Origin of the sequence: Plantactinospora sp. CA-294935 (assembly GCF_050936445.1) — a bacterium.
Taxonomy (GTDB): Bacteria; Actinomycetota; Actinomycetes; order Mycobacteriales; family Micromonosporaceae; genus Plantactinospora.
This window is the reverse complement of the sequence record NZ_JBNJMU010000001.1, coordinates 8,529,686-8,546,416: the sequence shown is the minus strand read 5'-3', so window position 1 is coordinate 8,546,416 and position 16,731 is coordinate 8,529,686. Positions and strand designations below refer to the sequence as shown.

Here is a 16,731-nt window from a genome sequence, read left to right as displayed (position 1 = left end):
GTGTCCGTCGCCGACCCGGGAGACTTCCGTGACCGTTGCCGCCATCCGCACCGCCGCCCTGACCAAACACTACGGGTCCCTCCGCGCCGTGGACGAGCTGGACCTGACCGTGCCGGCCGGCCAGGTCTTCGGCTTCCTGGGGCCGAACGGCGCGGGCAAGTCGACCACGATCCGGCTGCTGCTCGGGCTGGCCCGACCCACCGCCGGCCACGCGTGGATCTTCGACACCGAGGCGACCGACGTCGCGGTGGCGCACCGTTCGATCGCGTACGTCCCGGCGGACGTCGCGCTCTGGCCCGGCCTGACCGGTGCCGAGATCCTCGAGTTGCTGGGCCGGATCGGCCCCGGGTTCGACCGGGCCTACCGCGACGAGCTGGTGCAGCGCTTCGTGCTGGACCTGTCCAAGCCGGGGCGGGCCTACTCGACGGGTAACCGCCAGAAGGTGGCGCTGGTGGCCGCGTTCGCGACCCGGGCGCCGCTGCTGGTGCTCGACGAGCCGACCAGTGGGCTGGATCCGCTGATGGAACGGGAGTTCCGCACGGCGGTCGCGCAGGCCCGCGAGCGCGGGCAGACGGTGTTCCTCAGCTCCCATCAGCTATCCGAGGTCGAGGCGGTGTGCGACCAGGTCGCGATCCTGCGCGCCGGTCGCCTGGTCGAGATCGCCGGGATGGCCGACCTGCGGCAGCTACACCGCAGCCAGGTCGAGGCCACCTTCACCGGTACGCCGCCGGACCTGGCCGGGGTGGCCGGGGTCGAGACGGTGCAGCCCGCCGGTCCCGGCCGGCTGCGGTTCACCCTGACCGGCCCGCCGGGGCCGGCGCTGCGCGCCCTGGCCGCCGCCGAGGTGACCGCGCTGGAGGTCCACGAACCGACCCTGGAGGAGATCTTCCTCGACTACTACCCGCAGGTGTCCCGGTGACCGCCGTCGACATCCGCCCCGGGCGCGGCGCGGCGGATCTCGCCGGGCACCACGCCGGTCGGGCGATCCTCGGACTGGCCCTGCGGCAGGTGTGGCGCGGTGCCACGATCGTCGTCGTGGCGGCCGCCGGGATGTCCGCGATGGTGGCCGCCACCTATGCCAGCACCGTCGGCGACGCGCTCGACGCCACGGCACTCGCCGCACTGGCCGAGAACCCGGCCATCCGTACGCTCTTCGGCGCCCCGGTCGCGCTCGATGATCCGGGCGGGTTCACGGTCTGGCGCACCGGGACCGTGCTCGGGATACTGATCGGGACGTGGGCACTGCTCGCCGCCACCCGGACCACTCGGGGCGAGGAGGACGCCGGCCGCTGGGACCTGCTGGCCGCCGGCCGGATTCCGGTCGCCGCGATCGTGATCCGGCACGCCGCCGTGCTGTTCGGCGTGCCACTGGTCGCGGGGCTCTCGACCGCCGCCGCGCTCGCCGCCGTCGGCACCGCACCCGCCGGGGCGCTGCTGCACGGCGCCGGCCTCGCCCTCGTCGGCGGGTACTTCGCCGCCGTCGGCACCCTCGCGGCGCAGCTCCTGCCGAGCCGTGGGGCGGCGACCGGGGCAGCCGTGGCGTTGCTCGGTGCCGGGCTGCTGGCCCGGATGCTCGGTGACGGCGTCGAACCGGCCGGCTGGCTGCGCTGGCTGTCGCCGTTCGGTCTGGTCGCGCTCGCGCAGCCGTACGCGGCGAACCGCCCGCTGCCGCTGGCCGTGCTCGCGGCGGCCGTCGCCGGCCTGCTCGGCGCGGCGCTGCTGGCGGCCCGGCGCCGCGACCTGCGGGGCGGGTTGCTCCGTACGCCGGCAGGCCGCCGGCCCCGGCTCCGGCTGCTCGGCTCGGTGACCGGGTTCGCCGCCCGGCGCCTGAGCCGTCCGCTGCTCGGATGGGTTGCCGGGATGAGCGGGTACTACCTGCTCATCGGGCTGCTCGCGGTGTCGATGACGGGGTTCCTCACCGAGAACCCCCGGTTCGCCGACCTCGCCGCCGGGGCCGGCTTCGTCGGCCTCGGCTCGGTCGAGGGCTACGTGGCCGCGCTGTTCGCGCTCTCGGCGATTCCGATCGGCGTCTTCGCCGCCGCACGGGTCGCCGCCACCGCCGCCGACGAGGCGGACCGCCGGCTCGTCCTGCTCTGCGCGCAACCCGTCACCCGGATCCGGCTCCTCGGCGTCGAGCTGGCCGTCACCGCCGGTGGCGCGGTGGTGCTCGCCCTGGCAGCCGGGCTCGCCACCTGGGCCGGCGCCGTGGTGGTCGACGCGCCGCTCGGCGTCGGCGCCGCCCTCGCCGGTACGGCCAACGTGTTGCCGGTCGCGCTGCTCTGCCTCGGCGCGGCCGTGCTGGCGCTCGGCTGGCTGCCCGACACGGTCGGGCTGGTCGGTTCCCTGCCGGTGGTCGGCGGGTTCCTCCTGCACGTCGCGGCCGAGAGCAGCGGCGCGCCGGCCTGGGTCGGTCAGCTCTCCCCGTTCGCCCACCTCGCCCCGGTGCCCGACCTGCCGCCGAACCTCTCCGCCGGCATCGTCATGCTGACTCTCGGCGCGGTGCTCGCCATGCTCGGCGCGGTCGGCTACCGCCGTCGGGACCTGCGCGGCTGACCCCCGGCCCGGCGTCTCCGGACCACCGGACAACGCTGACTACGGGGGGTCCGGCGCCAGTGCGGCGGCGAGCCGGTCGAGCCAGGGCGCCGGATCGCCCCCGGCCGGCGGATGCGCGCCGGACAGGGCCGACCAGTCGACCGTCCAGCCCCGGACCGCCGCCGGCCGCAGCAGGTCCGGGTCGGGGATCCGGCGCAGCAGCGTACGGAGCAACCGGGCCGGCAGGCGTACCCCGGGCAGTTCGGCGAGCAGCACCGCGTCGTAGAGGTCCTTTCCGGCCGACAGCCCGTCGGTCGCCTGGTCGGTGCAGAGCCACTGGAGTTTCCAGGCCAGCGAGAGCTCCGGCGTCGCCGCCCAGACCACCGTCGGCGGGTCGGTCCGGTCCTGCCGGGGCACCGCGAGCAGCCGGGGCGGCTCGGGCAGCCGCTCGTCGTACGCGAAATCGAGCTGGACCGTGCCGGAGAGCGCGTCGCCGACCCGCCAGGGCACGACGAGCCGACTGCCGCCGCCGCACTCCTCGGCGCAGGCGCGGTACCCCGAGTCGTACGAGTAGCCCCAGGTGTTGTCCTCGATGATCGCGTCCGGGTCGACGCGGAGGTCGCCGGCGGCCGTGGGATGCCGGCGCAGCAGTTCGACGACGTCCTGGTGCGGACTGGACAGCAGCGCGGTCTCGGCGGCCTCGACCCAGTGCAGCCCCTCCGGAGGCAGCCGCGCCGGCAGCCCGCCGGTGTCGAAGTCCTCGAACATCCAGGGCTCGTCCCGGGGTACCCCGTGCACCGCCTCCGGCCAGAGCCGGACCGGGTCGAGGCGGTCGACGTAGGGGTGCGGGTGCAGGTCGTCGAGCGGGACCGGTGCGCCCGGCCGGACCACCCAGTCGAGGTCGCCGGGCTCGCGGGCCCGGTCACCGACCCAGGACCGCATGGTCATGCTGCCGCGCAGCACCAGGGCGTCGCCGCAGGGTGCCTCCGCGACCAGCGCGAGTATGTGGTCGAGCACGGCACGCCGGGCCGAGCGCTCGTCGGTCAACCCGAGTCCGCTCCCCGCTGGGCTGTCCACGCCGGGCAGGCTACCGGTCCGGTACGACGGGCACGTCCCGCCCCGGCAAGGTCGGCGGGCGGCGTCAGGCCGGGCGGCGACCCGGCCGGTCGGTCAGGGCGCGGAGCCGGTCGTCGAGGGCGTCGAGGTCCGGTACGAACCAGACGTGGTCGGCCTTGTTGGACTCCTCGACCAGGGCGCGCAACGCCGAACTGGTCGCGAGGTGCCCGGAGATGTCGCCGACCACCACCAGCCGCAGCCGGTAGTTGACGAACTTCTGCATGACCTCGCCGGCGAAGCGGGTGCCGAGGGCGAAGAAGCTCGGGTCCAGCCGGCTCGCCGGCACCGCCACCACCGTGGCGCCGAGGAAGGCCGCGCCGATCAGGTCCAGCGCGTCCTGCTCGGTGGCGATCGGCGGGCCGCCCGGGTCGCAGAGCAGCACCGACGCCCCGGCCCGGTCCTGGATCTCGTCAGGCATCCGCCACCTCCCCGCTGAGCAGGCCGTTGTCGCCGCGCAGCACGGCGTCGAGCAGGTGCAGCAGTTCGGCGGTGGCGGCGGCGTCACCGAGTATCACGATCTTCATGCGGCCTCGTTCCTCGTCGTGGACGGTCTGCACCCGCAGCGGACGCCCGGGGTCGTGGTTGGTGTTCGCCCCGGCCAGCAGGAAGGTGCCGAGCCGGTCGGCTCCGGACCGGTCGATGCCGTCGACCTGCACGATGCTCGACACCTCCACCGCGGCGGGGCCGCCGGGCCGGGTCGGGCCGGCGCCGCCGGTCAGCGCGTCGAGGTCGGCCCGGGCGATCCGGTACTGCTTGCCGATCCGTACCGCCCGGAGCCGGCCCGAGCGGATGTAGCCACGCACGGTCCGGACGTGCAGGCCGAGTCGGTCGGCTACCTGCTCGACCGAGTACATCTCGTTACTCATCAGCACCTAACCTACCTGGGATAGGGCAGGATAGGGAAGTTTGTTGGCGCCATCACTCGTACGGCGCGTTCCGTCGGGTGCTCGGACGGCAGGCGTCGGCGCCGCACCGGCGACGGGGAGCCGGGGCGCGGCGCGGCGGCACCCGGGCGTGATGTCGATCGCGGCCGATACCTGCCGGCAACGGGCGGGCAAAACGCGGGAAACCCGCGGCCCTTACGTTTCGATGCGACTCATCCACTGAGGCGCGCCTAGGGTTCCGCCGCCCCGACCGGGGCGGGACTGGTCCGAGAGGCGCAGGCGGGGCCGGCGGCGCGGTCGGCGCCGTTCCACGGCGGGACAAAAGCCCGGGAGACAGCCAGCACCCGGCTGTTCCCGGCCGGGCGACCTTTCCCGGAGGTGCCCATGGGTTTCGCACACGATCATCCCGGTCGGCCGCAGCACCGGCACGCCCACCCCGACGAACCGGACCCGCTGCTGCACGACAACTACGGTCCGGAGGCCCGCTACGCGGTGCGGCGGGAGGCGGAGTTGCCGACCACCCGCTGGGAGGCCGAGGTCGAGCGCGGCCTCCGGCTCGGGCTGCCCGGCGCCGACTCCATCGTGGACCGCCGGATCCCCACCTTCTCCCGTGGCGAGCTACCGCACTTCGCCGGCATCAACACCTTCCTCAAGGCGCCGTACGTCGAGGACGTCACCACCTGCGGCGAGTACGACGTGGCCGTGCTCGGCGCCCCGTTCGACGGCGGTACGACGTACCGGCCCGGGACCCGGTTCGGTCCGCAGGGCATCCGGAAGATCTCCGCGCTGTACGGGCCGTACAGCTTCGAACTCGGCGTCGACCTGCGGGAGTCGATCACGATCGCCGACCTCGGTGACGTCTTCACCATCCCCGGCAACATCGAGAAGACCTTCGACCAGATCTCCAAGGCGGTCAGCCACGTCTACGCCTCGGGCGCCTTCCCGGTGGTGCTCGGCGGCGACCACTCGATCGGCTACCCGACCGTACGCGGTGTCGCCGAGCACCTGGACGGCAACCTGGGCATCATCCACTTCGACCGGCACGTCGACACCCAGGAGACCGATCTCGACGAGCGGATGCACACCACCCCGTGGTTCCACGCCACCGACATCCCGAACGTGCCGCCGAAGAACCTGGTGCAGATCGGCATCGGCGGCTGGCAGGCGCCCCGGCCCGGGGTGAAGGTCGGCCGGGAGCGCGGCACCACCATCATGACCGTCACCGACTGCGTCGAGATGGGGATCGAGGCCGCCGCCGAGAAGGCCCTGGAGGTCGCCTGGGACGGCGCGGAGGCGGTCTGGCTCTCCTTCGACGTCGACTGCCTCGACGCGGCGTTCGTGCCCGGCACCGGCTGGCCCGAACCGGGCGGCTTCCTGCCCCGCGAGGTGCTCAAGTTCATCCAACTCATCGCCGAGCGGCCGCTCGCCGGCATCGAGGTGGTCGAGTGCTCCCCGCCGTACGACAACGCGGAGATCACCTCGCTCATCGCCACCCGGGTCATCTGCGACACCCTGGGCTGCCTCGTGCGCGCCGGCCACCTCCCCGGGAGGAAGTCATGAGAAGACCCCCGCTGACCCGGCTGTTGGCGGTGGCCGCCTGCGCCGCCCTGCTCGGCGCCGCAGCCGGCTGCGGCGACGGCGGTGACTCCGGCGCCGCCGGGTCGACGACGGTACGGCTCGGCTTCAGCGCCTGGCCGGGCTGGTTTCCCTGGCAGGTCGCCCAGGAGAAGGGGCTGTTCGAGGCGAACGGCGTCGACGTCGAACTGACCTGGTTCGACAGCTACACCGACAGTCTCCAGGCGCTGAGCACCGGCAACCTCGACGCCAACAGCCAGACCCTGAACGACACCCTCACCTCGGTCAGTGGCGGGGCGAAGCAGACCATCGTGCTGGTCAACGACAACTCGACGGGCAACGACCAGATCATCGCGGCGCCCGGCATCGACGACGTGGCCGGGCTGCGCGGCAGGAAGGTCGCGGTGGAGCAGGGCACCGTCGACCACTACCTACTGCTCCTGGCCCTGGAAAAAGCCGGGCTGTCCGAAAAGGACATCGTCCTGACCCCGCTGCTCACCGATGCCGCAGCGGCGGCCTTCGTGGCCGGGCAGGTCGACGCGGTCGGGGTGTTCGCGCCGTTCACCACCACCGCGCTGGGCCGGGCGGGCAGCCGGGCCATCGCCACCTCGAAGGACTTCCCGGGGGCGATCCCGGACCACCTCGCCTTCGACAGCGGCTATCTGCGGGAGCATCCGGAGCAGGTGCAGAAGGTGGTGCAGACCTGGTTCGACACCCTGGAGTGGATCGCGGCCAACGAGGCCGAGGCGGTGGCGATCATGTCCCGTCGGGGCGGGGTGAGCGAAGCCGACTACCGGACGTACAACGCCGGCACCACGATCTTCACCCGGGAGCAGAACATCGCCGCGTTCACCCCGGGCGGGGACCCGACCCACCTGGACTTCCAGGCCGACCGGATCGCCGAGTTCCTGGTCCGTACCGAGCTGGCTCCGGGCAAGCCGTCACTGGACGGGCTGCTCGAACCGAAGTTCGTGCACGCGGTGACCTGATGGAGCGCCTGGTCAGCCCCGACACCCCCGAGCGGACGACGGCACAGCGCCCGGCGACCGCCCGGCAACTCTTCGGATCGCTGCCCCGGCGCCGCCCGGCCCGACCACCGGGCACGGTGCTGGCGTTGCGTACCCCGCTGTCGGGCCGGACCCGGACCGTCCTGGTGCTCGCCTCGGTCGCCCTGCCCCTGCTGACCTGGCTGCTGCTCGGCGCGACCGGGGCGGTCGACCCCCGGTTCCTGCCGCCGCCGGGCGCGGTCTGGTCGGCCGGGGTCGAGATGGCCGGCAGCGGGGAGCTGTTCACCGATGCCTGGGCGACCGTCCGGCGGATCCTCTACGGGTACGGGCTCGGCGTGGCCGTGGCGGTACCGCTCGGGGTGGCGATGGGCAGCTTCGCGGCGGCCCGGTCCGCCCTGGAGCCGGTCAGTGGACTGCTGCGCTACCTGCCGGCGGCCGCGTTCACCCCGCTGCTGCTGATCTGGCTCGGCATCGGCGAGGCGCCGAAGATCGCGCTGATCTTCATCGGCACCGTCTTCTTCAACATGCTGATGGTCGCCGACGCGGTGCGGCAGGTGCCGATCGACCTGGTCAACGTCTCGTACACGCTCGGTGCCCGGGGCGGTGAGGTGCTGCGCAAGGTGATCCTGCCGTACGCGCTGCCCGGGATCGTCGACGCGGTACGGGTGAACTTCGCCGCCGCCTGGGGCCTGGTGGTGGTCGCCGAGCTGGTGAACAGCCAGGAGGGTCTGGGCAAGCGGATCCTGCTCGCCCAGCGGTTCACCCAGACCGACAAGATCTTCGCCATCCTGGTGGTGATCGGGCTGATCGGGGTGACCGCCGACGTCATACTCCGGATCACCCGGGACCGGCTCGGGCGGTGGGTGCCGTGACCACCGGGCTGCTCGAACTCGTCGGCGTCAACCGGGTGTTCCGGCGGCACGGCCGGGACGTCCCCGCGCTGGCCGACGTCCACCTGCGGATCGCCCGTACGTCCTTCGTCTGCGTCGTCGGTGCCAGCGGCTCCGGCAAGTCCACCCTGCTCTCCCTGGTCGCCGGCCTCGACCGGCCGTCGAGCGGGGAGATCCTGCTCGACGGCAACCCGGTGCGCGGGCCCGGCCCGGACCGGGGCCTGGTGTCCCAGGGCGGTGCGGTCTATCCGTGGCGGACGGTCGAGCGCAACGTCGCCTTCGGCCTGGAACTGCTCCGGATCGACCGGGCGGAGCGGGCCCGCCGGGTCGCCTGGTATCTGGAGGAGACCGGCCTGACCGCACTCCGCTCGGCGCTGCCGAAGCAGCTCTCCGGCGGGCAGCGGCAGCGGGTGGCCATCGCCCGGGCACTGGCCTGCGAGCCGGACGTGCTGCTGCTCGACGAGCCGTTCGGCGCGCTGGACGTGCAGACGAAGGAGGACATGCAGCTCTTCACCCGGCGGGTGTGGCGGGACACCGGCACCACCGTGCTGATGGTCACGCACGATGTGGAGGAGGCGGTCTTCCTCGGGCAGCGGGTGGTGGTGCTGGCCAGCGACCCGGGCCGGGTCGCCGCCGACATCACGCTGGACCTGCCGGACGATCGGGATCTCGGCCTCAAGCGGACGCCGGAGTTCCTGACCCTGCGGGCCCGGGTCGAGGACCTGGTCCGGACGTTCCACCACACACCATGAAGCTCGACTACTCCTGATCATGAGGGGGTGAGGACGAGGCTCGCGGTGCGGTTGCGGGCCGGCTCCCGGAACGGGCCCTGGGACTGGTCGGCGGAGCGCAGGGTGAAAGCGGTCAGCGGCAGGTCGCCGGCCTCCGCCAGCTCCCGCGCCGCGACCCGGGCCCGGGTGAGCGCGGTACCCGAGCCGCCGCTGGTGCGTCCGCCCGGCACCGGCACGCTGTGTCCGACCACGGTGACCGCCACGTCGAGGTCGGGCAGGCGGCGTCCGACGACGGCGAGCATCTCGGCACCGTTCGTGGTCAGCCAGGCGTCGCGGCTGAACAGGCCCTTCCGGAAATAGACCTCCACCGTGTCCGGGCGGCGCTTCACCACCACGCCGGGCAGGGTGACGCCCCGGGCGATGGCGTCGAGCCGGGCGGACAACGCCTGGGCGGCCGCCGCCCGATCCGCCTCGATCTGCTGGAGCCGGCCCTGCAACTCCGCGGCACGGCGCCGCTCCGCGTCCAACGCCGCGGTGTCCGGCGTCGGGGTGCCCGTCGACGCGGCGGGCTTCGTGGGCGGCGAGGCCGGCAGCGACGAGAGCACGACCACCGTACCGGCGGCGAGCGCGACCGTCACCACGGCCCCGGCCGCCGCGAGACGCACCGGCGGCGCGACCGGGCGCGGCCGGCGGTCACCGGCGAGGATGGCGGCGACCGCCCGCCGGCCCGCGGCGGCGCCCTCGTGGCCCGGGTCGATCGCCTGGACCGTCGCCCAGCACTCGTCCGCCTCCCGCCAGCGCCCCTGCTGGGCACGGATCCGGGCGAGCAGGTCGAGGGTGACCGGCTCGTCGCTCTCCAGCGCGGCGAGGATCTGGGCGGCACCGTCCAGGTCGCCGCGCCGGGCGGCGGCCGTGGCCCGGCTCACCGCCAGGTCGGTACCCAGGGCTGGCGCGGTCACCGGCCGACCAGCCCGATGATCTTCGGCTGTTCGTCGCGCGGCAGCAGCCGGACGAGCCGGGAGTTGACCGCGTCGAGCGCGCGTTCGTCGCCGGCGGCCAGCGCGTCCTTGCCCTCCCGGACGAGCGTCCGGGCCTCACCGGACGGCTGCATCCGGCCCTGCTGCTCGCAGAGCGCGTAGAAGAGGCGTACCGACCAGCCCGGCTGCCGCCGTTCGAGTTCGATCAGGAACTCGGTGACCCGCTCGGTCTCCGCCCTGATCCGCGCCGAGCTGCCGCTTCCGATGGCCTCGTCCGCACGCTGCTCGAGCTCGGCCAGCGCCGTCCGGTCGGCGGGGTGCCCCACCTCGGATACCAGGCGGCCGGCCTCGGTGAGCAGGTCACGCAGTTCCCGTACCAGCGCTGGTTGGTCGGCCGCCTCCTCGATGTCGTCGAGCTGCGCCTGCACCTCACGCAGCCGGTCCTCGGCCGTGGCGGCAGCGCCCGCGTCCACGGCGGCGGCCCGGACCTGCTCCCGCGCGGTGGTCAGAGTGCCCTCGTCGTCGAGCCGCCGCAGCCGGTCGCGCACCTCCGGTACGTCCGACGCGCGCGACTCGTGCAGCGCGGCCATCCGCTGCTCGGCCTCGGCGAGCGCGCTCGCCAGTTCGTCCGCCTGCGGCGTACGGACCTCGTCGAGGTTGATCTCCGCCTCGAACTGGGCCTGGATCAGCGGTACGTCGGCGACCACGGTCACGAGACTGGAGGCGTCCACCTCGAACGTCACCTCGACCTCGGTGCCGGCGGGCAGGTCGATCCGCACGTCCAGCGGGCGGATCTCGAGCATGCCGACCGGGCGGTTGCGGTCGGCGCGGTCCCGTTCGCCCTGCACGACCGGGATCCGGATCACGGACTCGGTGTCCGAGCGGCGCAGCGCCGCAGCGGTGCGGAACACGTCGCGCGCCCGGGTCGGCAGCGTCGCGCCCTTGCGCAGCAGCGGCGCGAACGCGCGGTCGGCGAGCTGGATGCCGAGCGAGTGGGTCAGCCGGGCACCGCCGAACTCGACCTCCCGGTGCGTGATGGACAGCGAGTCGGGCGACACCTTCTGCGGCGCGCCGAACCCGTCGGTGAGTTCCACCGCGAACCGCGACGTCCTGTGCGGATCGATGGCGACCTCGGTGAGGAAGGCGCCCTCGGCGTTCAGCGCCACCCGGCCGGTGCGGAACGGCGGCTGCCCGTCCGGATTGCTGAGCGTCACGCCGTACCCGGTCCAGTCCACCGGCGTGCCGGCGTGCACCTTGCCGGCGACCACGGGCGTGGTCGTCGTGACACTCGGCTCGTACGCGAGCTGCAGCGCGAACTCCCCGGCGGCCGGCTGGAAGGACGGCGGATCGGGGCGCCGGACGGTGCTGGCGAAGATAGCGGCGCCACGGGCGACCACGGTGGTCGGGTCGAGGCTGGTGTCGAGCGCGATGCCGAGGCCGTCGCGGCTGTCGGCGAGGCGCTCCCGCAGCCCGGGCGCGAGGGTGGTGCCGCCGACGAGCAGCAGCTTGTCGATGTCCTCCGCGCGCAGCCCGCCGTCGGCGAGCGCGGTGCGGCACAGGTTTATCGCCCGCGCGTAGAACGGCTCGGCGACCCGGTCGAGCTCGTCCCGCCGGAGCGTGTATTCGAACGTCTCGGTGTCACCACCGTTGACCGTCAACTCCTCCGTCAGGTCGATCGTGTCCCGGCGGGAGAGCTGGATCTTGCCCTCCTCGGCGAGCCCCTTCAGCTTGGCGAAGTTCCGCACCCACGCCGGGTTGTCGCGACGGAAGTCGGCGAGACCGAACGCGGACGCGGCGGCCGGGGCCAGGATCCGCTCCACCACCGCCCAGTCGATGAGCTTGCCGCCCAGGTACGGGTCACCGGCGTGGTTCAGCACCCGCAGGTCGCCGTCCCGCTTGCTCACCACCGCCGCGTCGAAGGTACCGCCGCCGAAGTCGAACACCATCCAGTACGCCCGGTCGTCGGCGTCGTGGAAGCCGTACGCGAAGGCCGCCGCGGTGGGTTCCTGGACGAGCGGGCACGCGGCGCTGAGCCCGGCGAGCGAGGCCGCCTCCAGGGTGGCCTTGTTCTGGTTGAGCGAGAACGCGGCCGGCACGGTGATGACCGCCGCCTCAGGTGCACTTCCGCTGTGGTGCGCGGCGTCCACCCGCAGCGACTTGAGCACCTCGGCGGAGAGCTGCGGCGGTGTCAGCGTGGTGCCGGCCTTGACGAACCGCTTGCCGGCGTCCGCCAGTCCCATCTCCAGCTTGAACTCGGCAGCCGCGTTGTCCGGGTCGCTCTGCACCCGCTCGCGCGCCCGCCGCCCGACATGGACGACGCCGGGCTTCGGGATCCACACCGCCGACGGGGTGATGTCCCAGCCGTCGTTGCTCTTGATGATGACGACGTCGCCGTCCTCTTCCACCACCGCGATCGCGCTGTTGGTGGTGCCCAGGTCGATGCCGAAGTCGATGGTGTCACGCATGGTCGTTCCTTCCGTCGATGGGCGGGGCCGGGGTGCCGACGATGACCTGGCCCACCTGGACGAGCCGGCCGTGCAGGTAGACCGACGGCCGTACGGTCTCGATGACGATCTCGGTGGTCAGGGCGGGGTCCTCCTGGTACACCAGGACCTCGAGTTCCCGCCCCGCGTTGAAGGCGTCGCCGTCGTGGTCCTGGACGACCAGGCCGGCGTCGGTCAGCGCCTCGGAACACGTGCGCAGATACCGGCCGGCCTGGCGGTCGCGGGGCGAGGTCCGTTCGCCGACCGCGGTGAGCTTCCGCTGGGCCCGCCACAGGTTGGTGACGGCCGTCGCGAGGGCCCCCTCGTCCGGCCCCGCCGGCGGCGTCTCCACCTCATCGGGCTTTTCATCGGGCTTCGCGTCCCGGACCGCCGTCAGCAGATCCTCCAGGCGGGCCCGCTGCCGCTCCGTCCACATCGGAGGGGAAATCCGGAACTCGCGATGATGCCGGCGCTGGCGAAGCTCCTCGCGCAGTCTGTTCAGGCGTCTCACATCGTCACTCCTCGTCGCCACAGGGCCAACTTGGGCAGGTAGCGGGCGCGCAGGTCCGGCGACAGGTCGAGCGCCTCCGCCATGAGGTCCGCCGCGCGGTCGAGGTGGCCGGCGCGCTGGGCCAGCGCAAGCGCCTCCGCGGCGAGCCGCAGGGCCCGCGGGTGGGGCGGGACTTCCTGGCGGGGAGCGCCGCCGCCGAGCCGCCGGTTGCGCAGTTCGGCGGTCAGGACACCGGCGGAGGCCGGCCGGTTGGCCGGGTCGACCTCCAACGTGGACAGCAGGATCCGGTCCAGCTCCGGATCCACCTCCGGGTGGTACCGGCTCGGCGGCAGCGGCGCCCGCGCGAACCGACCCGGCGAGTACGACGACAGGGGTCCGCCGTCGTCGTAGGGGAGGCGGCTGGTCAGCAGCAGGTACACGATGGTGCCCACCGACCACACGTCGCTCGCCCGCGAGTACCCCTCGCGGCGCAGCACCTCCGGGGCCATGAAGGCGAAGGTGCCCTGGGCGCTGGCCAGCATCGTGAACGGGTCGGCGCGCTTGGCGAGCCCGAAGTCGCTGATCCGGATCCGCAGGTTGCTGCCGTCGTAGCCGACGAGGATGTTCGCCAGGGTGAGGTCGCGGTGCAGGATCGGTGGCTCCTGCTCGTGCGCGGCGGTCAGGCCGGCGGCGATCTGCTCGGCCGCCTCGACCGCCAGCCCGACCGGCATCGTGGGCGAGTGTGCGCGGATCAGCCGCTCCAGGCTGCCCCCGGCCACGTACTCCATGGTGAAGAACCCCCGGACGCCCTTCGGCGTGCGCACGGTACCGGCGTCGAACACCCGCACGATGTTCGGATGGCCCAGCGTGGACAGCAGTCGGGCCTCCTCCAGCAGGGTGCGGGTCTCGTCGAGCGAGGCGACCCGCTTGAAGACCTTCATGGCCTGCCAGCCGAGGTACTCGTGGCGCACCCGGTGTACCTCGGCGAACGCGCCCTCGCCGAGCAGCCGGTCCACCACGAGCGTCTCGGTGACGCGGTCACCGCTCTCCAGCAGGCTCACGGGTCTTCCTCAGGATCGGTGACGTTGAGCCGGTACCCGATGCCGGTGATGGTCTCCAGGATGCGCGGCGCGGACGGGTCCGCCTCGATGGCGCGACGCACCGCGCGTACGACGCCGGCCAGGTCGGCGCGGGTGTAGGCGCGGCCCGGCGGCCACTCCTCTCGCGGGCCCCAGAGCGCGGTGACGAGTTCCTCGTGTCCGCACGCGACGGCCGCGCCGGCGCTGCTGCGGCCCACCATGTACCGCAGAAGCTGGTGGCCCTGCGGTCGCAGCCCGCTGACCGGGGTCTCACCCTTCTCGTCGCTGCGGTACGCCCGCGCGGCCACCCAGTCGTACCGCAGGCCCGGCCCGCGCGTCGGCACCGGCGGTGGCGGCTCGAACGGCGCGGCCTGGGTGGTGTGCGGGTCGAGCAGCGTCAGTTCCCAGTACAGCGGTTCACCGTCCGGGGACATGTCGCCGAGGATCAGCAGCGCGTCGCCGTGCCGCAGGCGGCGGCTTCCCACCAGGCGTTGGGTGCGCCCGTCCAGGCAGCGCAGCAGGGTGCCGTTGACGCTCGCGTTGTCGGTGACCGTCCAGCCGCCGTCACTCAGGTCGAGTGTGCAGTGCAGGCGACCGACCCAGCGCTGCGGGTCCGGCTCCAGCGCCACGTGCGGCGCGTGGTCCGGCGCGGTCCGCCCGACCGTGACGGGCCCGTCCGTCAGCTCGACGCCCCGGGTCTTCCCCTCGGGCGAGGTGATGCGTAACGTCACGCTCCCGTCGGCACGCGTCTTCTCACCCACCGTCGACTCCTTGTCCGGGCGCCATCTGCCGGGCTACCGGGCTCGCCCGTCAAAGGGCTGGTGGTCCTTGCGGTGTGCCAGGCAGGCCGCGTACATCCGCTCCTGACTCTGCTCGGTCCACCATTCCGACGGGATCGCCGAGATCGAGAACGTGTCGGGCACCCGTAGCTCGTTCGCCATCCGCCGGCACGTCCGGTCGGCCTCCTGCACGAGCCGCGCCCGGGTCGTGTCCGCCGTGAGTGACGCACCGGGCGGCGGCCAGGCCAGGATCTCGTAGCCGAGAATCTCGGCCCAGTGCGGGCCGTCGCAGCGCACGATCGGCCACACGTTGTCCACACCGTCGTGCTCCTGCTTGAGTTCCACACAGTATCCGGCCGGTGCGTTGTGGTCCCGGCCTTCCCGGGACGTCAGCGGTCGCGGTACGGCGAGCTGGGCCCCGGTCTGCTGGGAGGCCGCCCGGAACGACCAACGCTCGACGTCGGTACGCATAACCAGGCATGTCGCGTAGTTGGACGGTGAGTCCGCCTGGGTGATGACGCCCGGGGCGGGCAGGACGACGTCGGTCGTGTATCCGCTGCCCGCCGACAGACCGAAGTGGTTCGCCTGCTCGCCGCAACTGAAGCGGGCGAGGCCGGCCAGGTAGTCGTAGTCCGCGGTGGGCCAGGAGGCGACCGCGCCCTGCAGCGTCACATAGGCGAACACCTCGGCGGCGTGCTCCTGCCCGCAGGCCACCTTCACCACCGTCGAATCGCCGTCGCGCCAGTCGTCCGCGTCCTGGACGCAGATGATCTCCTGCGGGACGTCGTTGTAGTCGGCCGGGTGGATGTCGACCCCGCTCTCGTCCGGGCCGGTCGCGGCGTTGATTATCATCACGAGCGCCACGACCACTACCGCGCAGGCGACGAGGGTGGCCACCGCCCGACGGCGCTGCCGCCTGACCTGAACGTCCCAGTCGGACAGCTCCATCCGTGAGCCGTACCGGACCGACCGGTTGGGTGGGCGGTACGAGATCGGCGCGCCCTCGTCCAGATCGGAGAGCATCTCGCGGACGGCCGCCAGCAGCGCCTCGTCGGTGGCCTCGGCGAGGATGCCGCGCAGGAAGCTCGCGGCCTCGTACCGCCCGCGGTTCCGCCGGATCTCGTCGACCGTGAACCGGAGCTGGTTGAGCGCCTCGTCCGCCTCGTCGAAGCCGCGCAGGTTCTCCCGGACCCGACGCCGGGTCTCCGGATCGGTGGCGAGCTTCTCCGCCTCCGCCAGCCAGCCCTTGACCTTGCCCTCGTACTGCCCGGTGGCCCGGTTCCGGGCGAGGGCGCAGTTGTTGAGCAGCACCGCGACCTTGTCGCGGGCGGCGTCCGTTCGGCGGTGCCGGTCACGCGGCGCCAACCCTTCCAGCCGGGCCAGCAGCGGATTCAGCCGGGCGCGCATCTCGGTCACGATCTCGTCGGCGTCGCCGGAGTCCAGCCGGGTGTGCAGGTCGCGCACGACGGACTCCAGCTCCGTGTACAGCGGCTCGGCGGCCTCCTCGATCAGCCGGTCGCGATCCCGGGCCGGCACGGGCCACTCGGCCAGGTTCTTCCGGATCGGCGCGGGGTAGGCCGCGGAGACCGCCAGCCGCAGCAGTGGGCGTACCAACGCCACCGGCAGTTCCGCGCGCAGCGCGTCCACGGCGGACGCGTCGAGCTGCCGGTCGTCCAGCCGCTGCACACGGTGGTGCAGGTGCCGCCAGAAGGACGCCGATCGCAGCGTTTTCGTCCAGGCCGTCGCCGCCGCCGTCCACTGGCCCGGCAGCGCGCCGGAGATGGTCGAGGCCAGCAGGTCGGACGGGCCGATGTCGAGCGCCGCTGCGTGTGCGCGCACCGCGGCGTCGTGGTCGTAGTGCACACCCGCCGGACATTCGCAGCCGTCCGGCGGACCCCACACGGCGAACACCTCGTGCACCAGGCGGCGGCGCGGATCGCCCAACACGTCGAACGCGGCGCGCACATCCTCGGTGGTGGCCGAGGTTCCCTGCCAGTCCACGTCGGCACCGACCCGCAACGCCGCCGTCAACTGCTGCTGCCGCGCTCGCGCGGTGCGCCGGTCCACGTCCACCGGCAGGCCGGTGACCCGGAAGGCGTTGCGCCGGTACAGCTCCGGCCCGGCCAGCTCCCGCAGGCTGGCGATCGCCACCTCACTCACTCGGGCTCCCCAGGACGACATGAGTGCG

Annotated in this window: 15 protein-coding genes and 1 riboswitch; of the genes, 6 read left to right on the top strand and 9 right to left on the bottom strand. The window is 73.2% G+C overall.

Going from position 1 to position 16,731, the window contains the following annotated elements:
- Positions 1–28: 28 nt before the first annotated feature.
- Positions 29–919 carry an ATP-binding cassette domain-containing protein gene (locus ACQEVC_RS37495; protein WP_432887825.1) on the top strand — a complete coding sequence of 297 codons (891 nt, stop codon included), beginning with the start codon at positions 29–31 and terminating at the stop codon, positions 917–919.
- Positions 916–2,553 (top strand): ABC transporter permease, encoded by a 1,638-nt coding sequence (locus tag ACQEVC_RS37490; protein ID WP_432887822.1) that lies wholly within the window; start codon positions 916–918, stop codon positions 2,551–2,553. The genes ACQEVC_RS37495 and ACQEVC_RS37490 overlap by 4 nt, the downstream gene beginning before the upstream one ends.
- Positions 2,554–2,592: 39 nt before the next feature.
- Here the strand turns inward: ACQEVC_RS37490 and ACQEVC_RS37485 are convergent, their stop codons facing one another.
- From ACQEVC_RS37485 to ACQEVC_RS37475, 3 genes are all read right to left on the bottom strand, one after another.
- Entirely contained in the window at positions 2,593–3,609 is a 1,017-nt protein-coding gene (locus ACQEVC_RS37485) for a nucleotidyl transferase AbiEii/AbiGii toxin family protein (protein WP_432887819.1), read from the bottom strand.
- Positions 3,610–3,673: 64 nt separating this feature from the next.
- Positions 3,674–4,066 carry a DUF4180 domain-containing protein gene (locus tag ACQEVC_RS37480; protein ID WP_432887816.1) on the bottom strand — a complete coding sequence of 131 codons (393 nt, stop codon included), beginning with the start codon at positions 4,064–4,066 and terminating at the stop codon, positions 3,674–3,676.
- The gene (locus tag ACQEVC_RS37475; RefSeq protein WP_432887813.1) at positions 4,059–4,514 is read right to left on the bottom strand and encodes a helix-turn-helix domain-containing protein; all 456 of its coding nucleotides are present in this window, start codon (positions 4,512–4,514) and stop codon (positions 4,059–4,061) included. Before ACQEVC_RS37475 ends, ACQEVC_RS37480 begins: the two co-directional genes overlap by 8 nt.
- 237 nt (positions 4,515–4,751) lie before the next feature.
- A riboswitch (guanidine-I (ykkC/yxkD leader) is annotated at positions 4,752–4,867 on the top strand.
- A 49-nt stretch (positions 4,868–4,916) separates the two neighbouring features.
- Here ACQEVC_RS37475 and ACQEVC_RS37470 point away from each other — a divergent pair.
- Genes ACQEVC_RS37470 through ACQEVC_RS37455 form a run of 4 tightly spaced genes read left to right on the top strand, consistent with a single transcriptional unit; the run spans position 4,917 to position 8,756 of the window.
- Entirely contained in the window at positions 4,917–6,092 is a 1,176-nt protein-coding gene (locus tag ACQEVC_RS37470; RefSeq protein WP_432887810.1) for an agmatinase family protein, read from the top strand.
- Entirely contained in the window at positions 6,089–7,096 is a 1,008-nt protein-coding gene (locus ACQEVC_RS37465) for an ABC transporter substrate-binding protein (RefSeq protein ID WP_432887807.1), read from the top strand. The genes ACQEVC_RS37470 and ACQEVC_RS37465 overlap by 4 nt, the downstream gene beginning before the upstream one ends.
- Positions 7,096–7,986 (top strand): ABC transporter permease, encoded by an 891-nt coding sequence (locus ACQEVC_RS37460; RefSeq protein ID WP_432887804.1) that lies wholly within the window; start codon positions 7,096–7,098, stop codon positions 7,984–7,986. The genes ACQEVC_RS37465 and ACQEVC_RS37460 overlap by 1 nt, the downstream gene beginning before the upstream one ends.
- Positions 7,983–8,756, top strand: a complete 774-nt coding sequence (locus tag ACQEVC_RS37455) for an ABC transporter ATP-binding protein (RefSeq protein WP_432887801.1) — start codon at positions 7,983–7,985, stop codon at positions 8,754–8,756. The genes ACQEVC_RS37460 and ACQEVC_RS37455 overlap by 4 nt, the downstream gene beginning before the upstream one ends.
- A 17-nt stretch (positions 8,757–8,773) precedes the next feature.
- Here ACQEVC_RS37455 and ACQEVC_RS37450 read toward each other — a convergent pair whose 3' ends face one another.
- Genes ACQEVC_RS37450 through ACQEVC_RS37425 form a run of 6 tightly spaced genes read right to left on the bottom strand, consistent with a single transcriptional unit; the run spans position 8,774 to position 16,703 of the window.
- The gene (locus ACQEVC_RS37450; protein WP_432887798.1) at positions 8,774–9,694 is read right to left on the bottom strand and encodes a tetratricopeptide repeat protein; all 921 of its coding nucleotides are present in this window, start codon (positions 9,692–9,694) and stop codon (positions 8,774–8,776) included.
- Complete coding sequence (locus ACQEVC_RS37445; protein WP_432887795.1) at positions 9,691–12,177, bottom strand: Hsp70 family protein; 2,487 nt, start codon at positions 12,175–12,177, stop codon at positions 9,691–9,693. The genes ACQEVC_RS37450 and ACQEVC_RS37445 overlap by 4 nt, the downstream gene beginning before the upstream one ends.
- Entirely contained in the window at positions 12,170–12,706 is a 537-nt protein-coding gene (locus ACQEVC_RS37440) for a hypothetical protein (protein ID WP_432887792.1), read from the bottom strand. The genes ACQEVC_RS37445 and ACQEVC_RS37440 overlap by 8 nt, the downstream gene beginning before the upstream one ends.
- On the bottom strand, positions 12,703–13,746 hold the full coding sequence (locus ACQEVC_RS37435; RefSeq protein ID WP_432887789.1) for a serine/threonine-protein kinase: 1,044 nt from the start codon (positions 13,744–13,746) through the stop codon (positions 12,703–12,705). Before ACQEVC_RS37435 ends, ACQEVC_RS37440 begins: the two co-directional genes overlap by 4 nt.
- A complete protein-coding gene (locus ACQEVC_RS37430) occupies positions 13,743–14,525 on the bottom strand; it encodes an FHA domain-containing protein (RefSeq protein WP_432887786.1) in 783 nt (260 codons plus the stop codon). The genes ACQEVC_RS37435 and ACQEVC_RS37430 overlap by 4 nt, the downstream gene beginning before the upstream one ends.
- Before the next feature lie 33 nt (positions 14,526–14,558).
- Complete coding sequence (locus ACQEVC_RS37425; protein WP_432887783.1) at positions 14,559–16,703, bottom strand: hypothetical protein; 2,145 nt, start codon at positions 16,701–16,703, stop codon at positions 14,559–14,561.
- Between the last annotated feature and the right edge of the window lie 28 nt (positions 16,704–16,731).